We start from the raw sequence: 20,355 nt of genomic DNA, 5'->3' as shown, positions 1-20,355 counted from the left end.
GGTCAGCCCTGCCCGAAGTAGGGCAGGTGGCGTTCGCGGGCGGCCAGTAGGTGCTCGCGGACGGCGGCCTCGGCCCGGTCGGGGTCGCCGGCGTCGATCGCGTCGACGATGCGGTGGTGCTCGGCGCCGCTGGTGCGGTAGTGCGTCGGCGGGAAGTGCAGACGGAACAGGTGCAGGTGGGGGCGCAGGCGCACGATCGCGTCGTGCAGCATCCGGTTGCCGGAGTGCTCGGCGAGCAGCTGATGGAAGCGGGCGTCGGCGGTGGTGAAGGCGGCGATGCTCGCGTACCCCTGGGCGTCGGGCACCGGTCCGGGCAGGGTCGCGGCCGCGCGGAGCTGGTCGGTCGCGGTCGGGTCGGCTGCGGGTACGGCCGGGTCGCCCGCAGGCACGGCGGACTCCTCGGTGCGGGTGGCGCGGGTGGCGGCCCGCCGCGCGGCGGCGGTTTCCAGGATCAGCCGCATGTCGACGAGTTCGTCGAACTCGTCGCGGGTAAGCAGGGGAGCGGCGGTGTAACCGACCAGGGGTCGCTTGCGCACCAGCCCGTCGGCTTCCAGCCGGGCCAGTGCCTCGCGGACCGGAGTGGGGGAGACCTGCAGCTCGCGGGCGAGGGCGTCGATGTTGATCCGGGCGCCTGGGGCGACGACGTGGTCCATCACCTGGGCCCGGATCGTGCCGTACACGTCGTCGGTGAGAGTGAGACGGCGGGCCGGCCGCACGGGCGCTCCCTTGGTCGTGGGGCCGCTGGACGGTGGGACCGCACCAGCAGAATTGATCAAAGATCCTATAGGATTTTCGGGACATTTGACAGATCGGAGAGGGTGCCCGGTGAGCGCAGCGCAGTCGAATCCGGCGGCGGACAAGATCTATCTCGGCTGTTACACGGCCGACGGCGGCGGCAACGGGGCCGGGGTGATGCTGGCGCGCCGCGACCCGGCCTCCGGTCGGCTCGACGAACCGGTGCTGGTCGCCGAGTGTCCGTCGCCGTCCTTCCTGACCCGGCACCCGCAGCTGCCGGTGCTCTACGCGGTCAGCGAGGTCGACGACGGCACGGTGTCGGCCTGGGCGGCCGACGATGACGGCGGGCTGCGGGCGTTGGGCAGCGAGTCCACTGGCGGGGCGAGCCCGTGCCACCTGGCGTTCGTCGCCACCGGGACGCACCTGGTCAGCGTCAACTACGTCAGCGGCAGCGTGGCGGCGCACCCGGTGACCGACAAGGGCGAGCTGCTGGCCCGTACCGATCTGCAGACCCATGTCGGGGCCGGCCCGCGCACCGACCGCCAGGACGGCCCGCACGCGCACATGGTCAGTCCGGATCCGGCCGGCACCGGGATGTTCGTCGTCGACCTGGGCACCGACGCGGTGCACCGCTACCTGCTCGACCCGGCGACCGGTCGGCTCGACGAACCGGACCCGGCGCTGGCGGCGACGCCGGGCAGCGGCCCCCGGCACCTGGCCCGGCACCCCGGCACCGGTCACCTCTACCTGGTCGGTGAACTGGACGCCTCGGTCACCGCGTACCAGGTCGACGAGACCGGGCGACTCACGGAGCGCAGCCGGGTCGCGGCGAGCGCGGCGGACGGACCGGTCCAGCCGTCCGAGATCGCCGTCGACGCGGACGGTCGTCACCTGTACGTCGCCAACCGGGGTCCGGACACCGTCGCCGTCTTCTCGCTGGCCACGCCGGACCAGCCGCGGTACGTGACGGAGGTGGCGACGGGCGGCCGGTGGCCCCGGCACTTCGCCCTCGTCGGCCCGCACCTGTACGTGGCGAACGAACGTTCCGATTCGATTGGCGTCTATGTCATCGACCCGGAGTCAGGAGTGCCACAGGCATCCGGCGCGCCGGTGCCGGCACCCACCCCGACCTGCGTGCTGCCCGTTTCCTGGTAGTCCTCACCGGCTCGTCCTGCCCCGCCTCGATCGGGTGTTTGACGAGGTAGGGGTGGGTCGAACAGTTCCTCGAAACATACGGAAACGGTCCGACTACGCGAAGTCACGAAATCCCGCGCAAGTGTTTCTCCTCCGTAACTATCGTCCGAACGTACCTACCAGATCCGCCGATGCATCCGGAGTATGGGACCGTGCCAGGCCGTCACCGGATGCGAAGTCATGTCAGCGCAACGGGCGCCGTCGCAGCCGCGATGGCGCTCGTCGTCGTTGTCGCCGGCGTCTGGTTCGGCTACCAACGGCTGTCGGCACCGTCGTGCTCCGGGGAACTGCCGCTGGTGGTCTCGGCCGCGCCGGAGATCGCCCCGGCCCTGCAGGCCGCCGCCGAGGAGTGGCGCACCGACGCCGGCGCGGTCGGTGACACCTGCGTCGCGGTCCAGGTCGCTGCGGCCGACCCGGTCGACGTGGCCGCCGTCGTCGCCGGGCAGCACGGCGTCGCCCTGGCCGGCGTCGGCCAGGCCAGCGGTACGGCGGTCGCCCCGCACGTCTGGGTGCCGGACTCGTCGACCTGGCTGGCCCGGCTGAGCTCGCTGGCACCCGGGTTCGCCCCGGACAACAACGCCTCGGTCGCCCGCAGCCCGGTCGTGGTCGCCATGCCCGAACCGGTCGCGGCCAACCTCGGCTGGCCCGAGCAGCAACTCACCTGGACCGACCTGCTGCAGCAGATCACTACCGGTACCGACCTGCGTACCGGCATCGTCGACCCGACCCGGGACGCGGCCGGGCTCTCCGGCCTGCTCGCCCTCGGCGCGGCCGCCAGCGAGGCCGGCGAGAACGCCCAGCAGGCGACGACCGCCGCGCTGCGCGCCCTGGCGACCGGGCGGTCGGCGTTGCGCGAGGACCTGCTGGCCCGGTTCCCGCGCTCGGCGGATCCGGCGTCGGTCGCCTCGTCGCTCAGCGCCGCCGCGTTGAGCGAGGAGGACGTGATCGAGTACAACGCGACCCAGCCGCCGATCCCGCTGGCCGCGCTGTACCTGGAACCCGCGCCGACCTCGCTGGACTACCCGTACGCCGTGCTGCCCGGCGCGGACCCGGCCACCTCCGCCGCCGCAGCCGGATTCTTCGCCCGACTCGGCCAGGCCCCGTTCCGTGACCGCCTCGGTGACCAAGGGCTGCGCAGCGCCGACGGCACCTGGGGAGCCGGGTTCAGCGCCCCGCAGGGTGCGCCCAGCCCGGCGGGCACCGCGCCGGCCGCAGCCACCCCGCAGACCGGTGGTACGGCGGCCGGTGGGCTCGACCCGGTCGTCATCGACCGGGTGCTGGCCAGCTGGACCTCGGTCACCCTGCCGGCCCGGATGCTGGCGGTGATCGACGTCTCCGGGTCGATGCTGGACCCGGTGCCGACCGCCGGCGGGGCCACCCGCGCCGACGTCACCCGGGAAGCGGCTCGGCGCGGACTCGCCCTTTTCGACGATTCCTGGGCGCTCGGTCTATGGATCTTCTCCACTGAGCTGGAGGGGGCGCAGGACTGGCGCGAACTGGTGCCGATCAGCCCCTTGAGTAGCCGCCGGTCCGCCCTCGAGGCGTCCCTGGCCGAGGTGGTGCCGAAACGGAATGGAAACACCGGTCTGTACGACACGACACTGGCCGCCTATCTGGCGGTGCAGGACGAGTGGGCAGCCGGGCGTGTCAACTCGGTGGTCATGTTCACGGATGGTAGGAACGAGGACGACGAAGGTATGACCCAGGATCAGTTGCTTGCCGAGTTGGCCGAGGTGGCGGACCCGCAGCGACCGATCCAGATGATCTATGTCGGCATCGGCGACGGAGTGAGTCAGGAGGAGTTGGAGTCGATCACCGAGGTGACCGGTGGCGGCGTCTTCGTGACCGAGGACCCTGCGAACATCGGCGACATCCTGCTGAAGGCGATCGCGCTGCGGCCCACAACCGTCCGCTGAGTTGGTGAATTTGGGGGTTTCGGATGATCCGCCGACTCGCCCCGATGTTCTACCGTTCAACAGCGGCTCCATATTGTACTTCTCATCGTGAATTGATCACGACAAGTGACGTTAATCTGTCGCAAGCTTCGGCCCGACCTTCGGGTGGGCCAAGATATCGGGGTGCCCTGGCACCGCCGGTACCAACGACGGGCCAGTACGGTGCCCGGGGGATGCGTCGACTCGAGCGAGCTGGGGAGGGCTAGTGACGTCGGCGACACTGGTCAACGCTGCGGTGGTGCAACCGGACTCCGTTCCGGAGGCACCGACTGCGGTTCTGCACGCACGACAGCGTGCCTACGTCCGGGCGATCGCAGCCCTGGACATGAGCATCCTCTGCACGGCCGTGCTGGCCGGCTACCTGGTCCGCTTCGGCACCGAGGAGGCCACCGGCGCGGCCCTGTCCTACGTACTGGTCACACCCTGCCTGCTGATCGCGTGGCTGGCCTCGCTGAAGCTGCTGCGCTGCTACGACGACCGGGTGCTCGGCTACGGCGCCGACGAGTACCGCCGGGTCATCACCGCCAGCCTGCGGCTCGCCGGCACGGTGGCGATCATCGGGTACGTCGCCAACGTCGGCATCAGCCGCGGCTTCCTGGCGGTGGCCTTCTCGGTGGGCACCGTCGGTCTGGTGGCCGGGCGGTTCGGTGCCCGTAAGTACCTGCACCGGCGGCGGGCCGTCGGGGCCGGCTGGTTCCGCAAGGTGCTGGTGGTGGGCGACACCCCGCACGTGCTGGAGCTGGTGCACACCCTGCGCCGCGAGCCGTACGCCGGTTACCGGGTGGTCGGTGCCTGCATCCCGGACGCGTTGCTGGCCCCGGTGCCGCAGCGGCTCGGGGACGTACCGGTCGCCGGTTCGTTCCGCAACATTCCGGACGCCGCCGCCGCGACCGGGGCCGACACCGTCGCGGTGACCGCCTCCGGTGAGCTGACCGCGACCCGGCTTCGCCGGCTCGGCTGGCAGTTGGAGGGCACCGGCATCGACCTGGTGCTGGCTCCGGCGTTGACCGACGTCGCCGGCCCCCGGATCCACACCCGGCCGGTCGCCGGGCTGCCGCTGATCCACGTCGAGGCACCGGAGTTCCGGGGGACCCGCAAGCTGGTCAAGGGCTTCGTCGACCGGTCGGTTTCGCTGCTGGCGTTGACCGTGCTGCTGCCGGTGCTGACGCTGATCGCCCTGGCGATCAAGCTCGACAACCGGGGTCCGGTGATCTTCAAGCAGGTACGGGTCGGTCAGGGCGGCCGGGAGTTCCACGTCTACAAGTTCCGGACCATGGTCGTCAACGCCGACGCCCTGCTCGCCGAGCTCGTCGCGAAGAACGAGACCGACGGGTTGATGTTCAAGATGCGCGACGACCCCCGGATCACCCGGGTGGGCCGGTTCCTGCGCAAGTTCTCCCTCGACGAGCTGCCGCAGCTGGCCAACGTGCTGTTCGGGCACATGAGCCTGGTGGGTCCCCGGCCGCCGCTGCCGTCGGAGGTCGCCCGCTACGACGGCGACGTCGCCCGGCGGCTGCTGGTGAAGCCGGGGATGACCGGCCTGTGGCAGGTCAGTGGGCGCTCCGACCTGTCGTGGGAGGACGGCATCCGCCTCGACCTCTACTACGTGGAGAACTGGTCCCTGGCGAGCGACCTGACCATCCTGTGGAAGACCTTCGGCGCCGTCGTCAACGGCCGAGGCGCCTACTGACGACCCGCCTGCCTTCGCGACGATCTTGCGCTTATCGCGAACTTTTGTCCAGTTTGTCCAACGATAACTGCAAGATCGCCGCGATCATGGGTCAGGGGAGGGCGAGCCAGGGGGCCGGGTGGTCACGGACCGCCCGTACCACCGCTCCGGCCGCGCCGGTCGCGGCGGCCTCAGGGCCGAGAACCGACGGCTGTACGGCCACCGGAGACCAGCCGGCCGTGAGCACCCGCCTACCGATTTCCGCCTCGACCACCGGCGACAGCCAGGGGGCCAGCGGCGCGTAGATCCCGCCCAGCAGCACCGTCTGCACGTCCAGCAGGTTGACCACTCCGGCGAGGACCACACCGAGGGCCCCGGCGGCGGCGGCCAGCGCACGGCGTACCTGCGGTTGGCCGTCCGCAGCGCGCCCGGCCAGCTGCCGCAGCGCCTCGGCGGCGGTCAGCCCCTGGTCGGCGAGCCCGGCGGCCCGCAGGATCGCCTCCTGGCCGGCGTACTGCTCCAGGCAGCCGCGCGCACCGCAGCGGCAGGTCGGGCCGTCCGGGCGGACCGCGAGGTGACCGAGTTCGCCGCTCCAACCACGGGCGCCCCGGAACAGCTGCCCGTCGACGACGATGCCGGCACCGATGCCGATCTCGCCGGATACGTAGACGAACGTGGCCAGCTCGCCGCTGCGGGCGTGTAGTTCACCCAGGGCCGCGAGGTTCGCCTCGTTGTCGACGGTCAACGGCAGGTCGGCCAGCGGGGTGCCGGCGGAGGCCAGGGCGGCCGGCACCGCGACGTCCTGCCAGCCGAGGTTGGGGGCCAGCCGGACGACGCCCTCGCTGGTCACCAGGCCGGGTACGGCCAGCGCCGCACCGGCGATCGGCAGTTCGGCGACCTCCGGAGCGGCCAGGACGGTGCCGGCGAGCGTCGCCAGCCGGGTCAGCACCGCCTCGGGGGTTTCCGGGCGCTGGTCGGCGCGGTGTACGGCGCGGTGGCGGACCGCGCCGACCAGGTCGACGACGCAGGCGGCCAGGTAGTCGACGTTGATCTCCAGGCCGAGGCCGGCGGGTCCGTGTGCGGCGAGGGCCAGCCCGGTGGCGGGTCGGCCGGCACCGACGCGGGGCACCGGGTCGACCTCGGTCAGCAGCCGGCCGCCGATCAGTTCGTCGACGAGCGCCGAGACGGTGGCCCGGGTGAGCCCGGTGGTGGCGGCGATCTCGGCCCGCGACGGTGGTCGTCCGGCGGCGGCGACCTGGCGGACCACCAGGCCGAGGTGGTGCTCGCGCAGGCCAGCCTGGCGTAGCGGAGATTCTGGCGTGCGCATGGCCTTGACAATGCCACACCACAGGAAAATAATTCAATCACTAAACAAATCTGTCGTGTTACGCGGAGGTCACCATGACAGTCCAGCCCACACCGGCCGACAAATTCTCCTTCGGGCTCTGGACCGTCGGATGGCAGGCCCGTGACCAGTTCGGCGACGCCAGCCGGGGCCCGCTCGACGCGGTCGAGGCGGTGCACCAGCTCGCCAACCTCGGCGCGTACGGGATCACCTTCCACGACGACGACCTGATCCCGTTCGGCTCCGACACGGCCAGCCGCGACCAGCACATCGCCCGGTTCCGCAAGGCACTGGAGGAGACCGGCCTGGTGGTGCCGATGGTCACCACCAACCTGTTCGGCCACCCGATCTTCAAGGACGGCGGCTTCACCAGCAACGACCGCGCCATCCGGCGGTTCGCGCTGCGCAAGGTGCTGCGCAACATCGACCTCGCCGCCGAGCTGGGCGCGAAGACCTTCGTCATGTGGGGCGGCCGGGAAGGCTCCGAGTACGACCACGCCAAGGACATCCGGGCCGCGCTGGACCGCTACCGCGAGGCCGTCGACCTGCTCGGCCAGTACGTCGTCGACCGCGGCTACGACCTGCGCTTCGCCATCGAGCCCAAGCCGAACGAGCCGCGCGGCGACATCCTGCTGCCGACCGTCGGGCACGCGATCGCCTTCATCTCCAGCCTGGCCCGCCCGGAGATGGTCGGCCTCAACCCCGAGGTCGGCCACGAGCAGATGGCCGGGCTCAACTTCACCCACGGCATCGCCCAGGCGCTGTGGCACGGCAAACTGTTCCACATCGACCTCAACGGCCAGCGCGGCGTCAAGTTCGACCAGGACCTGGTCTTCGGCCATGGAGACCTGCTCAACGCGTTCTCCCTGGTCGACCTGCTGGAAAACGGCGGCCCCGACGGCGGCCCGGCCTACGACGGCCCCCGGCACTTCGACTACAAGCCGTCACGCACCGAGGACTACACCGGCGTCTGGGCGTCGGCCGCCGCCAACATGCGGACGTACCTGCTGCTCAAGGAGCGGGCGGCGGCGTTCCGGGCCGACCCGGAGGTGCAGGAGGCCCTCGCGGCCAGCAAGGTCCCGGACCTTGCGGTGCCCACCCTCAACCCCGGCGAGACCTACACCGACCTGCTCGCCGACCGGTCCAGCTTCGAGGACTTCGACCCGGAGGCCGTCGCCGAGCAGGGCTTCCACTTCGTCCGCCTCAACCAGCTCGCGGTCGAGCACCTGCTCGGCGCCCGCTAGCCCCGTACCGTCCACCGCGAACCCGCCCGACCCCCTCATGGAGGACCAGCCGTGACCCTCGTCGCCGGCGTCGACTCGTCGACCCAGTCGTGCAAGGTGGTGATCCGCGACGCGGACACCGGCAAACTGGTCCGTGAGGGCCGGGCGGCGCATCCGGACGGCACCGAGGTGCACCCGGACGCCTGGTGGGCGGCGCTGCAACAGGCCGTCGACGCCGCCGGCGGGCTGGACGACGTCTCCGCCGCCGCCGTCGCCGGCCAACAGCACGGCATGGTCTGTCTGGACGAGGGCGGCGACGTGGTCCGTCCCGCCCTGCTGTGGAACGACACCCGCTCGGCCGGTGCCGCCGCCGAACTGATCGACGAGTTCGGCGGCGGCACCGCCGGCCGGCAGGCCTGGGCCGACGCGGTCGGCCTGGTGCCGGTGGCCAGCTTCACCATCACCAAACTGCGCTGGCTGGCCCGCACCGAGCCGGCGTCGGCCGACCGTACGGCTGCGGTCTGCCTGCCGCACGACTGGCTGACCTGGCGGCTGGCCGCGACCGGCGACCTCGCCGCGCTGCGCACCGACCGCAGCGACGCCAGCGGCACCGGCTACTGGTCGGCGGCGACCGGCCAGTACCGCCCCGACCTGCTGGAGCATGCCTTCGGCCGGACGCCGCTGGTGCCGACGGTGCTCGGCCCCACCGACCCGGCCGGCGCGTTGCGCTCCGGCGCACCGCTCGGCCCCGGTGCCGGTGACAACGCCGCTGCCGCCCTCGGCGTCGGTGCCCGCCCCGGCGACGTGATCGTCTCGATCGGCACCTCCGGCACGGTGTTCAGCGTCGCCGACACCCCGGCCGCCGACCCCAGCGGCACCGTCGCCGGTTTCGCCGACACCACCGGCCGCTTCCTGCCGCTGGTCGCCACGCTCAACGCCGCCCGGGTGCTCGACGCCGCCGCGAAGCTGCTCGGCGTCGACCACGAGCGGCTGGCCGAGTTGGCGCTGAGCGCGCCGGCCGGCGCCGACGGGCTGGTGCTGGTGCCGTACCTCGAAGGGGAACGCACCCCGGACCGGCCGACGGCCAGCGGGTCGCTGCACGGGCTCACCCTGGCCAGCAGCACCCCCGCGCACCTGGCGCGGGCCGCCGTCGAGGGCATGCTCTGCGCGCTCGCCGACGGGCTGGACGCCCTGGTCGCGCAGGGCGCGACCGTCAACCGGGTCATCCTGGTCGGCGGCGGGGCGCGCTCTGCGGCGGTACGCCGGATCGCGCCCGAGGTGTTCGGCTGCCCGGTGCTGGTGCCGCCGCCGGGGGAGTACGTCGCCGACGGTGCCGCTCGGCAGGCCGCCTGGCTGGCGTCCGGTGCCGCCGAGGCACCGGACTGGACCCCGGCCGACACCGAGGAGTACGCCGCCGACCCGGTGCCCGCCATCCGGGACAGGTACGCCGAGGCGCGCGATCACGTCCTGAACCGGATCTCCGCAGGCTGACCCGGCTGTACTCCGCTGTCTCACGGTTCTGTTGTCTTGACGGCGTCGCCGTCGATCCAGGACGGTCACTGTGTGTCGTCCGCTGTCTGTTGTGGGCGGTATGTGGTGGCAGATCGTGATGGAGTCTTTACAGATGTGGAGGTGGATCTTTAGGGTCGGACGGACATGCCCAATAGCCACGGGGGTCCCTAGTGGATGCTGTCCATGTGCCGCCGTCCCGTCCGAGCCGTCCCCGACAATATTGGCTGGCGTTCCCGACCGCCGTGGTGCTGGGACTTGTCAGTGCGGCGCTGCCGCCGTCCCCGGTAGAGGCTCAGTCGCCGCAGCCGCAGCCGCAGTGTGTGGGTGAGGCGGCGACGTCCGTGGCGGCCGAGCGGATCGCCGAGGCCTGCGCGGTCCGGGTCGAGGCCCTCGACCTGCGTGACGAGTACTCGCAGGTCTACGTGGAACCCGACGGTTCGCGAACCTTGGAATCGGCGGTCGTGCCGCAGCGGGTTCGGACCGGGGCCGACTCGTGGACGCCGGTGTCGACCGAGCTGACGGAGCGAACGGACGGCCGGCTCGCCCCGGCGGCCACCACGGCCGACGTCTCGTTCAGCGGTGACGGTACGGGCCCGTTGGTGGCCGTCCGGATGGGTGAACACGAGTTCACCCTGTCGTGGCCGGAGCCGCTCTCCGCGCCGACAGTGCAGGGCGACACCGCCGTCTACGGGTCGGTGTTCCCCGACACGGACCTGCACGTGATCGCCACCCCGACCGGCTACCGGCATGTGTTGGAAGTCAAGACCGCTCAAGCTGCGGTTCACCCGGACCTTGGGCGGATCCGGTACGTGTTCGGTGGGGACATCACTCCGCAGCCACTGACCGAGGGCGGGCTGCGGCTTGTAGACCCGGACGGGCGGACCGTCGGTGTCACACCGACCGCGTCGATGTGGGACTCGTCGGTCGATCCGTCCGTGGGCGGTGAGGTGACGGCCGGCCGTGACGCGGCCGGATCGGCGGTGACGCCGGATCCATCGACCGCCGCTGGGCCGGGACCGGCTGCGCCGATGGTGCCGATCGAGGTGGATGTGGCCACCGGGGATCTGGAGGTCGTGCCGGACCCGTCGGTGCTGGCCGGCGCCGAGACTGTCTACCCGGTGTTCATCGATCCGGCTTTCGACAACAAGAGCACCCGGTGGGCGTACGCGAACAACATCAACACGAACTGGGACATCGGCAACCGGGCGTGGGTGGGGCGTAACTCCTACGACGGGGCGTTGTACCGGTCGTTCTTCGACTTCAACGTCTGGCAGATCCGCGGCAAGCGGATCTTGTCCGCGCAGGTCCGCGCCAAGCTCGACCACTCCTGGTCGTGTTCAGCGACGTGGGTGCATCTGTACCGCACGGCGGGTGTGTCGGCGACGCCCCGAATGTCGTGGGGCACCCGACCGCTGCCGTCGTCGAAGTGGTTGGCGGCGCAGGAGGCCAACGCCAACGAGGCCGGCGGGTGTGGCGTCATCCAGCCGGACGTCGACGTCGAGTTCGGCGGATCTACCCTGACCACCGACGTGCAGTACGCGGTGAACCAGCAGTGGACCGGCTACACGGTCGGACTGTGCGCGTGCAACAGTTCGGGACAGTACGAGTCCACGCAGGACCGCTGGAAGAAGTTCTACGTCGACCAGACCTGGCTGATCGTCAGCTACAACTCACGGCCGGGGATTCCGACCGAGCTGACCACCTCGTCGGTGGCATGCGGTGGTGTCGTCGGCACCACGTCCCCGACCTTGCGGGCCCGGTATGTCGACCCGGACGGTTCCGACACCCTGACCGGTCGGTTCGAGTGGAAGGACGTGACCAGCCCGACCGCGACCCAGACCAACGGGCCGTCCCGACCGGCCAACAACTTCGGCGAGATCACGCTGAACCTCGGGGCGGGGGCAGAGGGGAAAACCTTCGTCTGGCGGGTCTACACCACCGACGCCCACGACGGGTCCGACTGGTCTGGCGCGTGCCACTTCACGGTCAACGCCAGCGCACCGCCGGCACCGGGCATCACATCGTCGGACTACCCGTCCGGGCCTACCGCGCACGGCGGTCCGGGCCAGTCCGGCTCCTTCACCTTCACCGCCGGTGGTGCACCGGATGTGACGACCTACGTCTACGGCTGGAGCAATCCACCCGGCAACCAGGTGACGGTGTCACCTGGGTCCTCGCGGACGGTCACGCTCACGCCGCCCAAGCACGGGCTCAACATGCTGTACGTCTACAGCAAGGACACCGCCGGCACACCGAGCCCGACGACTCCGTACCAGTTCCTGGTGGGCTCGCCAGCTGCCCCGATCGGGCACTGGCCGCTCAACACCGTCAACGGACACGGTCTCACCGATACGGCCGGGGACGCGGACCTGATGGCGTCCGGTGACGTCACCTGGCCGGCCGACACCAGGCTGATCGGCGAGAGCGTCCCGTTCTTCGATAGCATCGACGAGTCGCCCAACAATCTTTATGGCAGCGCGTCCGCGACAGTGTCTGATCTGGACACTGCAGGGTCGTTCAGTGTCTCAGCATGGGTGCGCGCCTCGGCGCTCACCGGCGGAAACCGTACGGCGGTCAGCCAGGACGATACCGACTTCAGCGGATTCTACCTCGGAATCCGGTACCTCGGAAGCCCGCCCGCGCCGTATTGGTCGTTCATGATGGGGAACTCGCCATCTGTTGGTAGTAATCATCGGGCTGACTCCGGTTCGCCGATAACCGCTGCCGATATCGGAAAGTGGACGCATTTGGCTGCTGTCCATGACGCCCAGGTTGGAGTGATGCGTCTCTACGTCAACGGTGAACTTGCAGCGGAGACAACGCGTTCTGCGGTGCCCTGGACGGCAACCGGTCCAGTCGTCGTCGGTCGGGCACTGTGGTACGGGGCGCTGACTGACAGTTGGCGCGGCGAGGTAACCGATCTGCGGATATGGAACCGGGTCATCGTCGCCGACGACCTGCAGGGCACCAACGCCGATCCACAGGCAGGGACGATTGCCATGCGCGGAATCCTCTCCCCGGTCAGGGTCGGCATGTGGGACTTCTCCTGGACTGCCGACTGCTGGTGTGGTGAGGCAATCGATGACGAAAGATGGGGTCGAGACCTCTACCTGGCCGGATGGGATTCCGTTCCCGCGTCAGCGACCTTCACCGAGGACGGCCACGATGACGGCGATGCGGCGTGGTTCGACGGCGCATCCGGCTACGCCTCGACTACTGATCCCTACACCCTGGTGCAGAACCCTGTCGTTCGCACCGATCAGTCGTTCACCGTCTCAGCGTGGGCGCAACTCGACGGCGACCCGGCCGACCCGCTGCCGGCCGGAAACATCTCCGTTGTCGCCCAAGAGGGGACTCAGGTCGACGCCTTTGCGCTCGGCTACCAGGCTGCCGCGCAACGGTGGGCGTTCTGGTTGCACGGTGCCGACGTCAGCAACAGCTCCACGTCGGCAGCAGTGACCTCACCGGTCGTCCCGGTCCCCGGCGAATGGTTCCACCTTGTCGGTGTCTACGACGCCGGGACAGAGTCAGTCACCTTGTATGTGAACGGTCAGGCGGCAGGTCCGGTTTTCCTCAGCGCACCGACCTGGGCTGCGGCCGGCTCCCTCACTCTCGCCCGCGAGCTGTGGAACGGCAACCTCGGCGGATACTTCCCCGGAACCATCGACCAGGTCACGGTCTACGTGGGCGTGATGAACGCCCGCGAGGTCAACAACCTCTATACCACCTCATGATGTCGCCCGCCCCTTCCCGTGCCCTCGGCTTCAACGGAGGTCGTAGCTATGCCTAGGTCGTTGTCCAGCCGGATCAGTGTCTCATCCTCGACCTTGCAGCGGCTCAAGCCGACCAGGGCCGTCGGGCGCAGGTGGCGGTCGGCGATCGCTGTCTCCGCCGCTGTGTTGATGACAGCTACACTCGGGATGGCCGTACCCCCGGTGTCAGCAGTTGCAGTGCAGCCGGACCGATTGAAGGTCAGCCAACCTGATCCGACAGACTCGATCGAGGTAAAGAGCCGGAGCCGTCCCTCGGACCTTACGCAAACGGCAGGAAGCTCGGCACCAAAGACCGTAGTATGGCCGGCACCGGGTGCCCATGAGATCGACCTGACCGGTGCGACCATGACCGCGCAGGAAGCGCGTCTGCTCGGCGAGTCCACCAGAACGAGGATGGCGAGGGTCGGAAGTTCTCCAATCCGGATCGGTCTGCCCGCAGCAGTTGGTTCCCGTGGAGGGTCGCCAGGCGGGGTCACGGTGGAGATCCTGGACCGTGCACGGTTGCCGGAAAATTGGCGTCGAGGCGTACTGCTGAGCCTCGCGGCCACCGATCCGACCTCCGAAATCGAGCGCGTCGAGATCTCGGTCGACTATTCCACGTTTGCCGGCGCATACGGTGCTGACTGGGCGTCTCGACTGCGGTTGGTTGAACTCCCAAAGTGCGGACTGACTCGGCCGGAGGCCGGAGAATGCGCTGCACGTGAACTTACCTCCCGAAACGACGCTGGCACCCAGCAGGTGACAGGACAGGTTGACCTCGCCCCAGTGGCCCAGCGTCTCGGTGCGAGTGGTGAAGGCGCCTTTGTCGCTCTGATGGCGGGCTCTGCCAGCAGCGCCGGAGATTACGGTGCCTCCACACTGCAGCCGTCGTCAACCTGGTCTGCCGGTGGTCCAAGCGGTGACTTCACCTGGGCCTATCCGATGCGGGTTCCGCCGACACCAGGTGGCCCGACGCCTGAATTGGCGCTAGCTTACTCCTCCGCTTCCGTCGACGGCCGAGGAGAGGCGACCAATAACCAGCCATCCTGGGTCGGGGAGGGATTTGAGCTGGTCCAAGGATTTGTCGAACGAAGCTACCGTCCATGCCGTGACGACATGGGTGGAAACGCGAACAACAGCACCAAGACGGGTGACCTCTGCTGGGGGACAGACAACGCCGTTCTGTCGCTCAGTGGAAGGTCGGTCGAGCTGATACGGGACGGTGTGAGTGGCACCTGGCGCTCTAAGCAGGATGACGGCTCGCGCATCGAGCGTTTTACCAACACTGACAACGCCGACGATGACAACGAGTATTGGCGGGTAACGACCGCCGATGGCATCCAGTACTACTTTGGACTTAATCGACTGGCCGGGTGGTCATCCGGCAAGCCGACCACACAGTCGGTCTGGACCGCTCCCGTAGCAGGCAACAACTCGGGCGAACCGTGTCGGCAGGCATCCTTTGCCAACTCCTTCTGCGACCAGGCCTGGCGATGGAATCTCGACTACGTTGTCGATCTGCACGGCAACACGATGTCGCTGTGGTACACGCCGCAGGCAAACAAATACGGACGGATCAACAACACTGGCGGGGCGGCGACGTACATACGCGGTGGAACGTTGAGTCGGATCGACTACGGAACGGACAACCGCAGCGGTACGGACACGGTTTACACGGCCACGAGTCCGCCGGCCAGGGTGGTTTTCGGTCAGACTGATCGCTGTCTTTCCTCGTGCTCCACGAAGAATGAGGATCGATGGCCTGACACGCCATGGGATCAGGAATGCACCGGCTCGTCGTGTGCCGACAACTTCACCCCGACTTTCTGGTCCAGTAGTCGGCTGGCAAGCGTCACGACCAGGGTGTGGAATCCGACGGCCAATGCATACCGCAGCGTTGACTCGTGGACGTTCGTGCACGATTTTCCGTCTACTGGTGACGGTACTCGTCGTGGTCTCTGGCTTGAATCAATCACGCATACTGGGCATGCCGGAGTGGCGGCAATCGCCTTGCCGGAGATCAACTTTGACTGGGTGCAGTTGCCTAATCGAGTTGACACGATTGGTGACACGAAGCCTGAGATGAACTGGCATCGTATCAGCACGATTTGGACCGAGACCGGCGGTAAGATATCCGTTTCTTACTCACCTCCCCAGTGCGTACCGGGGAGTGTGATGCCATCTTCTCCGCATACCAACACCTTGCGGTGCTACCCGGTACTGAGCGAGGCGGTGGGCGGAGGGACGGAGACGGACTACTTCCACAAGTACGTCGTCGACAGCGTCACCGAGGCGGACTGGACCGGCGGTGGCACCGATGTGGTGACCAGTTACGAGTACCTCGGGACACCCGCATGGCGGTACACGGAGGATGACGGACTCACCAAGAACGCGTACCGGACCTGGTCGGACTACCGAGGCTACGGGAAGGTTCGAGTCCGTACCGGTGCGCCCGGACAGGAAACGCTGACCGAATCGACCTACCTGCGCGGTATGCACGGTGACCGTTCGGCACCCTCGGGCGGGACCAGAAACATTCAGGTTACCGCCTCGATAGGCGCTGCTGTCAACGACGAGGACGCCTGGTCCGGGATCATGCGTGAGCGGGTGGTCTACAACGGCGTAACCACCGCGCCGGTGTCGAAGACCGTCACCGTCCCGTGGCAGTCGGCTGCGACCGCAACTCGGACGATCGGAGATTCGACCGTTCACGCCCGCTACACGGGCACCGGAACGGCGTACAGCTCGACCTACCTCGACGGCGGGCGAGGTTGGCTCACTACCAAGGTCGTCAACACCCACGACAACTACGGAATGCTCACTCAGGTCAACGATCTAGGAAAAGTATCTGCTGACGGCGCCACGGATGTCCCGGGCGACGAACAATGCGAGAAGACCACCTTCAACCGGAACGAAGGTGTCAACCTTCTCGGACTGGTCGCCCGGATACAGTCATTCGCGTTGGCATGTGGGCAGACACCTGCCAACGGCACGCACATTCTCGATGACATTAGAACCAGCTTCGACAACCAGGCGCCCGGGGCGGAGCCAATCAAGGGGAATGTCACCAAGGTTGAAGGGCTCAAAGACTGGTCGCCAACGGGCGGCGGCACCACAACCTGGCTGACGACGTCACGGATGAGCTACGACGCCTACGGTCGGCTCACCGAGGCTTGGGACGTCAGAGAAAACAAGACAACAAAGGATTACACCCCGCCTGTCGGCGGACCGGTGACGAGGGTGACCACCACGAACCACCTCGGTTGGACGTCGACCGAGGACATGGACCCGGCGTGGGGGATGCCGACCACCAAGATCGACGTGAACAATCGGCGTACCGACCTTGAGTACGACGCGCTGGGACGGCTCCGTAAGGTGTGGCTGCCGAACCGAAACAAGGCGAGCGGCCACGACCCGAACACCGAGTACGCCTATCTGCTCCGCAACAGCGGCGGAGTCAACGCCGTCACCACCAAGAAGCTCAACGCTGACGGCAACTACGTAACCACGTACCAGCTCTACGATGGATTACTTCGATCCCGCCAGACCCAACGGCCAGCTGCTTCCGGGACAGGAACGGTTTTCACCGAGACGATCTACGATGCCGCTGGCCGGCCGCGCACGGTCAACAACGAGCACCACGATCCGGCGGTCGCCCCAGGCACCACACTTCGAACGATCCTGGAGTGGGAGACACGTAGCCAGGCAGTCACGAACTATGACCGGGCTGGCCGGCCGACCGCGAGTATTCAACGCTCCGCCGGAGCCGAGAAATGGCGGACAACCATCTCGTACGGCGGGGACCGGGTCTACACAACTCCACCGGCCGGCGGGACGCCGACGACGGTAATCACCGACGCACGGGGGAATATCGTCGAGCAGCGTCAACACAAGGGCGCCACACTGGCTGCCGACCACATCACGACCACCTACGAATACGACGCCAAGGGCCAGCTGACCGGAGTCGCCGATCACGCCGAAAATCGTTGGAGCTTCGAGTACGACATCCTTGGCCGCAACGTCGGCACGGTCGATCCCGACTCAGGGACGTCGACCTACGTGTACAACGACTATGGTGATCTGACCGAGAGCACCGACGGGAACGGCGAGGTCCTCGCGTATGAGTACGACGATCTCGGCCGGAAAGTCGGCACTTACGACGATGAGATCAGCGCCACCAGCAAGAGATCGACCTGGACGTACGACACGGCCCCCGGAGCCAAAGGCCATCTGCATACCGCCACCCGCTGGATCGATGAAGAGGCGTATACGACGCGGGTGCGGGGCTACTCGGCGCTCTACCAGTCGACCGGCGAGGACTACATCATCCCGTCCAGCGAGACAGGTCTGGGTGGTACCTACTCGGTGACCCGCGGCTACAAAACCGACGGCAGCCTGCAGTTCGTGCGTTATCCTGACGTCGGTTCCCTAGGGCAGGAGCGGGTCGACTATTTCTACGACCCGGTTACCGGCCTGGCAGACCATGTGAAGACGACAGGCGATGAGTTCTATGTAGCAGCCACCGGCTACACCACCTTCGGCGAGGTCGGGCTGGTTACCTATCAGCACGGCACCACCGGATATGTTGAGCGCGGTTACGTCCATGACGACGTCACGCGCCGGCTGAAGAAACTCATCACCCGAAGGCAGACAGCACCAGAGTACGTCGCGGACCTCCAGTACGATTACGACGACGCTGGCAACATCACCAAGATTGCTGATGCGCCGGCCGGCGGAAGCGCTGACATCCAGTGCTTCACGTACGACAGCCTGCGACGCCTGACCGAGGCATGGACGCCCGGAGTAGACGACTGTGCCGCCGCGCCAACCCTCGGAGGACTCGGTGGTCCAGCTCCCTATTGGCTGTCGTGGACGCTCGACGACGTCGGGAACCGACTGACCGAGACCACACACGCAGCCGGCGGGAACACCACCCGTACATACACCTATCCTGCGCCGGGAGGAAGCCAGCCTCACACGCTGTCGTCGATCACCACCGTCGAACCCGGCGGTAGCAGCCTCAGCGAGTACGACTACGACGACGCCGGAAACACGTCCACCAGGCCGAGCCCAACTTCGGGCAACCAGACGCTGGCCTGGGATGCTGAGGGCCGTCTGGAAGAAGTGACGGACGGCGGGCAGAGCCACAGCTTCGTCTACGACGCCGCCGGCAGCCGCTTGATTCGGCGCGACAGCACCGGCAAGACGCTCTACCTGCCCAACATGGAGATCCGATACACGACCTCCACTGCCACCACCTCGGCAACCCGCTACTACACCTACGTCGAGGGCGTCTTCGCGATGCGATCGACCGGCGGCGGGCTCACCTGGCTGGCCACCGATCACCAGGGCACTCAGTCGGTAGCGATCAGCGCGAACGCCAACCAGGACGTCACACGCCGCCGACAGACCCCGTACGGCGGCGAACGGGGAGCATCGCTGCCGACCATGTGGCCGAACTTGAAGGGATTTGTCGGCGGCGACGTTGACCCGACCGGGCTGACTCATATCGGGGCGCGGCAGTATGATGTAGCGCTCGGTAGATTTATCAGCCTGGACCCAGTGCAGGACCTGACCGACCCCCAGCAATGGCACGGATACGCCTACTCCAACAACAACCCGATAACTTACAGCGACCCCACCGGCCTACTTCACACCGTCGGCGAGGGAGGCGGCAGGAAGGATGCCTGCACCGGATCCTGCGCAGGCTACGTTCCGCACTACACAACACAGGCGGCAAAGTATCCGAATGGCCGGCCCTCGATTGTCGCCGCATGTGGTCGGGAGTCTTGCAGCCTTGCGCGACCGGGGGGTCCGAACCCCAAGGAGCCGGTGATCCACCCGATTGACTGGGTGGAGAACTACTGGGGTACGCCATACGCCGAGGTGCCCATCCCGGATCGGGACAAGGGTCTCAAGAGATGGTATTGCCATTACAACCGAGAAGTCTGTGATGCCCAGGAACAGCAGATCTGGGAAGGTTATCGACAGTTCCTTCTAGAGGTAACCGGAATTGCCGATGCGCAACGTTGCGCTGAGGGGAGCTGGTCGGGTTGTCTCTGGACCGCGTCAGCTTTCATTCCGGTAGGTAAGCTCAAAGCCGTTGACGATGTCTACGGGCTGGCCGCCGGAGTGGGGCGTGCCGGCAAGGCATGTAGCTTCAGTGGCGACACCGAGGTGCTGATGGCGGATGGCAGCACCAAGCCGATTGGCGAGGTCGTCGCCGGCGATGAGGTCATCGCGTATGACCCAGAGACTGGTGAACGGGGAATCCGTACCGTCACAGACACCTGGGTGCATGAGGATCACCTCGTCGAACTTGTCGTCGACGGCGGGACGATCAGTACTACCGAGGATCACCCGTACTGGAACGAGACGGATCGCCAGTGGCAACGGGCGGATGCCCTTCACTCGGGTGACTATCTCCTCACCGCAGCAGACGAACTCCTCGGCGTTGTAGGCGTGCAGTCCGCGCCCATCACTGATCTAGCCTATAATCTGACTGTGGCCGGCATCCACGCGTATTATGTGCTCGCCGGCAATGCCTCGGTCCTCGTGCACAATTGTGGTGAAATTGCGTTGGGTAAGCAAACGGTCGACGGTGATGATATGGCCTTGGATATCTTCGGTATGGAGCGTGGTGCGCAGACATATAAAGAGTGGGTAGGGTCGGGTTCCTGGCATGAGCAGCTGCTCGGTTTTATTTCAGATGGCAAGACGCGGATCCATGTCAATTTGGATGGAATCGATGACCCTGTCTCGTATGCTGCTTCGGGTAAGAACGTTGACCCGGCTGACGTGGGTGGCCGCGGATTCACTAGATGGGAGATGTATCAGTTGAGTCAAAGTCCAGAAGCGTGGAGTCGAGTTACCTGGTATCGGAATGGGCGGCCTGATGAAAATCCGTTCGGAGGGTGATGTAAATGGGGTCATTCTGCCTTGGAGGAGTGGGTGCAATTTCCGGCTATGG

General features: G+C 67.4%; 9 protein-coding genes. 7 read left to right on the top strand and 2 right to left on the bottom strand.

The window, feature by feature from the left end; all coding sequences use genetic code 11:
• Positions 1 to 2 precede the first annotated feature (2 nt).
• Positions 3 to 716 carry a GntR family transcriptional regulator gene (locus O7608_RS27990; RefSeq protein WP_289207400.1) on the bottom strand — a complete coding sequence of 238 codons (714 nt, stop codon included), beginning with the start codon at positions 714 to 716 and terminating at the stop codon, positions 3 to 5.
• Between the two features lie 109 nt (positions 717 to 825).
• Here O7608_RS27990 and O7608_RS27985 point away from each other — a divergent pair, with 109 nt between their 5' ends.
• The 3 genes from O7608_RS27985 to O7608_RS27975 all read left to right on the top strand — a co-directional run bounded on the left by O7608_RS27985 (position 826) and on the right by O7608_RS27975 (position 5,574).
• Entirely contained in the window at positions 826 to 1,890 is a 1,065-nt protein-coding gene (locus tag O7608_RS27985) for a lactonase family protein (RefSeq protein ID WP_289207399.1), read from the top strand.
• 251 nt (positions 1,891 to 2,141) lie between these two features.
• On the top strand, positions 2,142 to 3,845 hold the full coding sequence (locus O7608_RS27980) for a VWA domain-containing protein (protein ID WP_289207398.1): 1,704 nt from the start codon (positions 2,142 to 2,144) through the stop codon (positions 3,843 to 3,845).
• A gap of 244 nt (positions 3,846 to 4,089) precedes the next feature.
• Entirely contained in the window at positions 4,090 to 5,574 is a 1,485-nt protein-coding gene (locus O7608_RS27975; RefSeq protein ID WP_421357350.1) for a sugar transferase, read from the top strand.
• A 91-nt stretch (positions 5,575 to 5,665) separates the two neighbouring features.
• On the opposite strand, the gene O7608_RS27970 is transcribed toward O7608_RS27975, so the two are convergent.
• On the bottom strand, positions 5,666 to 6,880 hold the full coding sequence (locus tag O7608_RS27970; RefSeq protein ID WP_289207397.1) for an ROK family protein: 1,215 nt from the start codon (positions 6,878 to 6,880) through the stop codon (positions 5,666 to 5,668).
• Positions 6,881 to 6,954: 74 nt separating this feature from the next.
• Here O7608_RS27970 and xylA point away from each other — a divergent pair, with 74 nt between their 5' ends.
• The 4 genes from xylA (at position 6,955) to O7608_RS27950 (ending at position 20,303) form a co-directional block, all read left to right on the top strand.
• Positions 6,955 to 8,142 (top strand): xylose isomerase, encoded by a 1,188-nt coding sequence (xylA, locus tag O7608_RS27965; RefSeq protein ID WP_289207396.1) that lies wholly within the window; start codon positions 6,955 to 6,957, stop codon positions 8,140 to 8,142.
• Positions 8,143 to 8,193: 51 nt separating this feature from the next.
• Positions 8,194 to 9,612, top strand: a complete 1,419-nt coding sequence (gene xylB, locus O7608_RS27960; protein ID WP_289207395.1) for a xylulokinase — start codon at positions 8,194 to 8,196, stop codon at positions 9,610 to 9,612.
• 362 nt (positions 9,613 to 9,974) lie between these two features.
• Complete coding sequence (locus O7608_RS27955) at positions 9,975 to 13,367, top strand: LamG domain-containing protein (protein WP_289207394.1); 3,393 nt, start codon at positions 9,975 to 9,977, stop codon at positions 13,365 to 13,367.
• Between the two features lie 516 nt (positions 13,368 to 13,883).
• Positions 13,884 to 20,303 (top strand): polymorphic toxin-type HINT domain-containing protein, encoded by a 6,420-nt coding sequence (locus O7608_RS27950; RefSeq protein ID WP_289207393.1) that lies wholly within the window; start codon positions 13,884 to 13,886, stop codon positions 20,301 to 20,303.
• Positions 20,304 to 20,355 lie beyond the last annotated feature (52 nt).

Source organism: Solwaraspora sp. WMMA2056 (assembly GCF_030345095.1).
GTDB lineage: Bacteria > Actinomycetota > Actinomycetes > Mycobacteriales > Micromonosporaceae > Micromonospora_E.
Note: the sequence above shows the minus strand (reverse complement) of the source record. Positions and strands in the feature narration are given on the sequence as shown.

Excerpts from the sequence above, each read along its gene's own strand:
- O7608_RS27980 (WP_289207398.1), top strand. The coding sequence starts at position 2,142 with ATGGCGCTCGTCGTCGTTGTCGCCGGCGTCTGGTTCGGCTACCAACGG.
- O7608_RS27970 (WP_289207397.1), bottom strand. The coding sequence starts at position 6,880 with ATGCGCACGCCAGAATCTCCGCTACGCCAGGCTGGCCTGCGCGAGCAC.
- xylA (WP_289207396.1), top strand. The coding sequence starts at position 6,955 with ATGACAGTCCAGCCCACACCGGCCGACAAATTCTCCTTCGGGCTCTGG.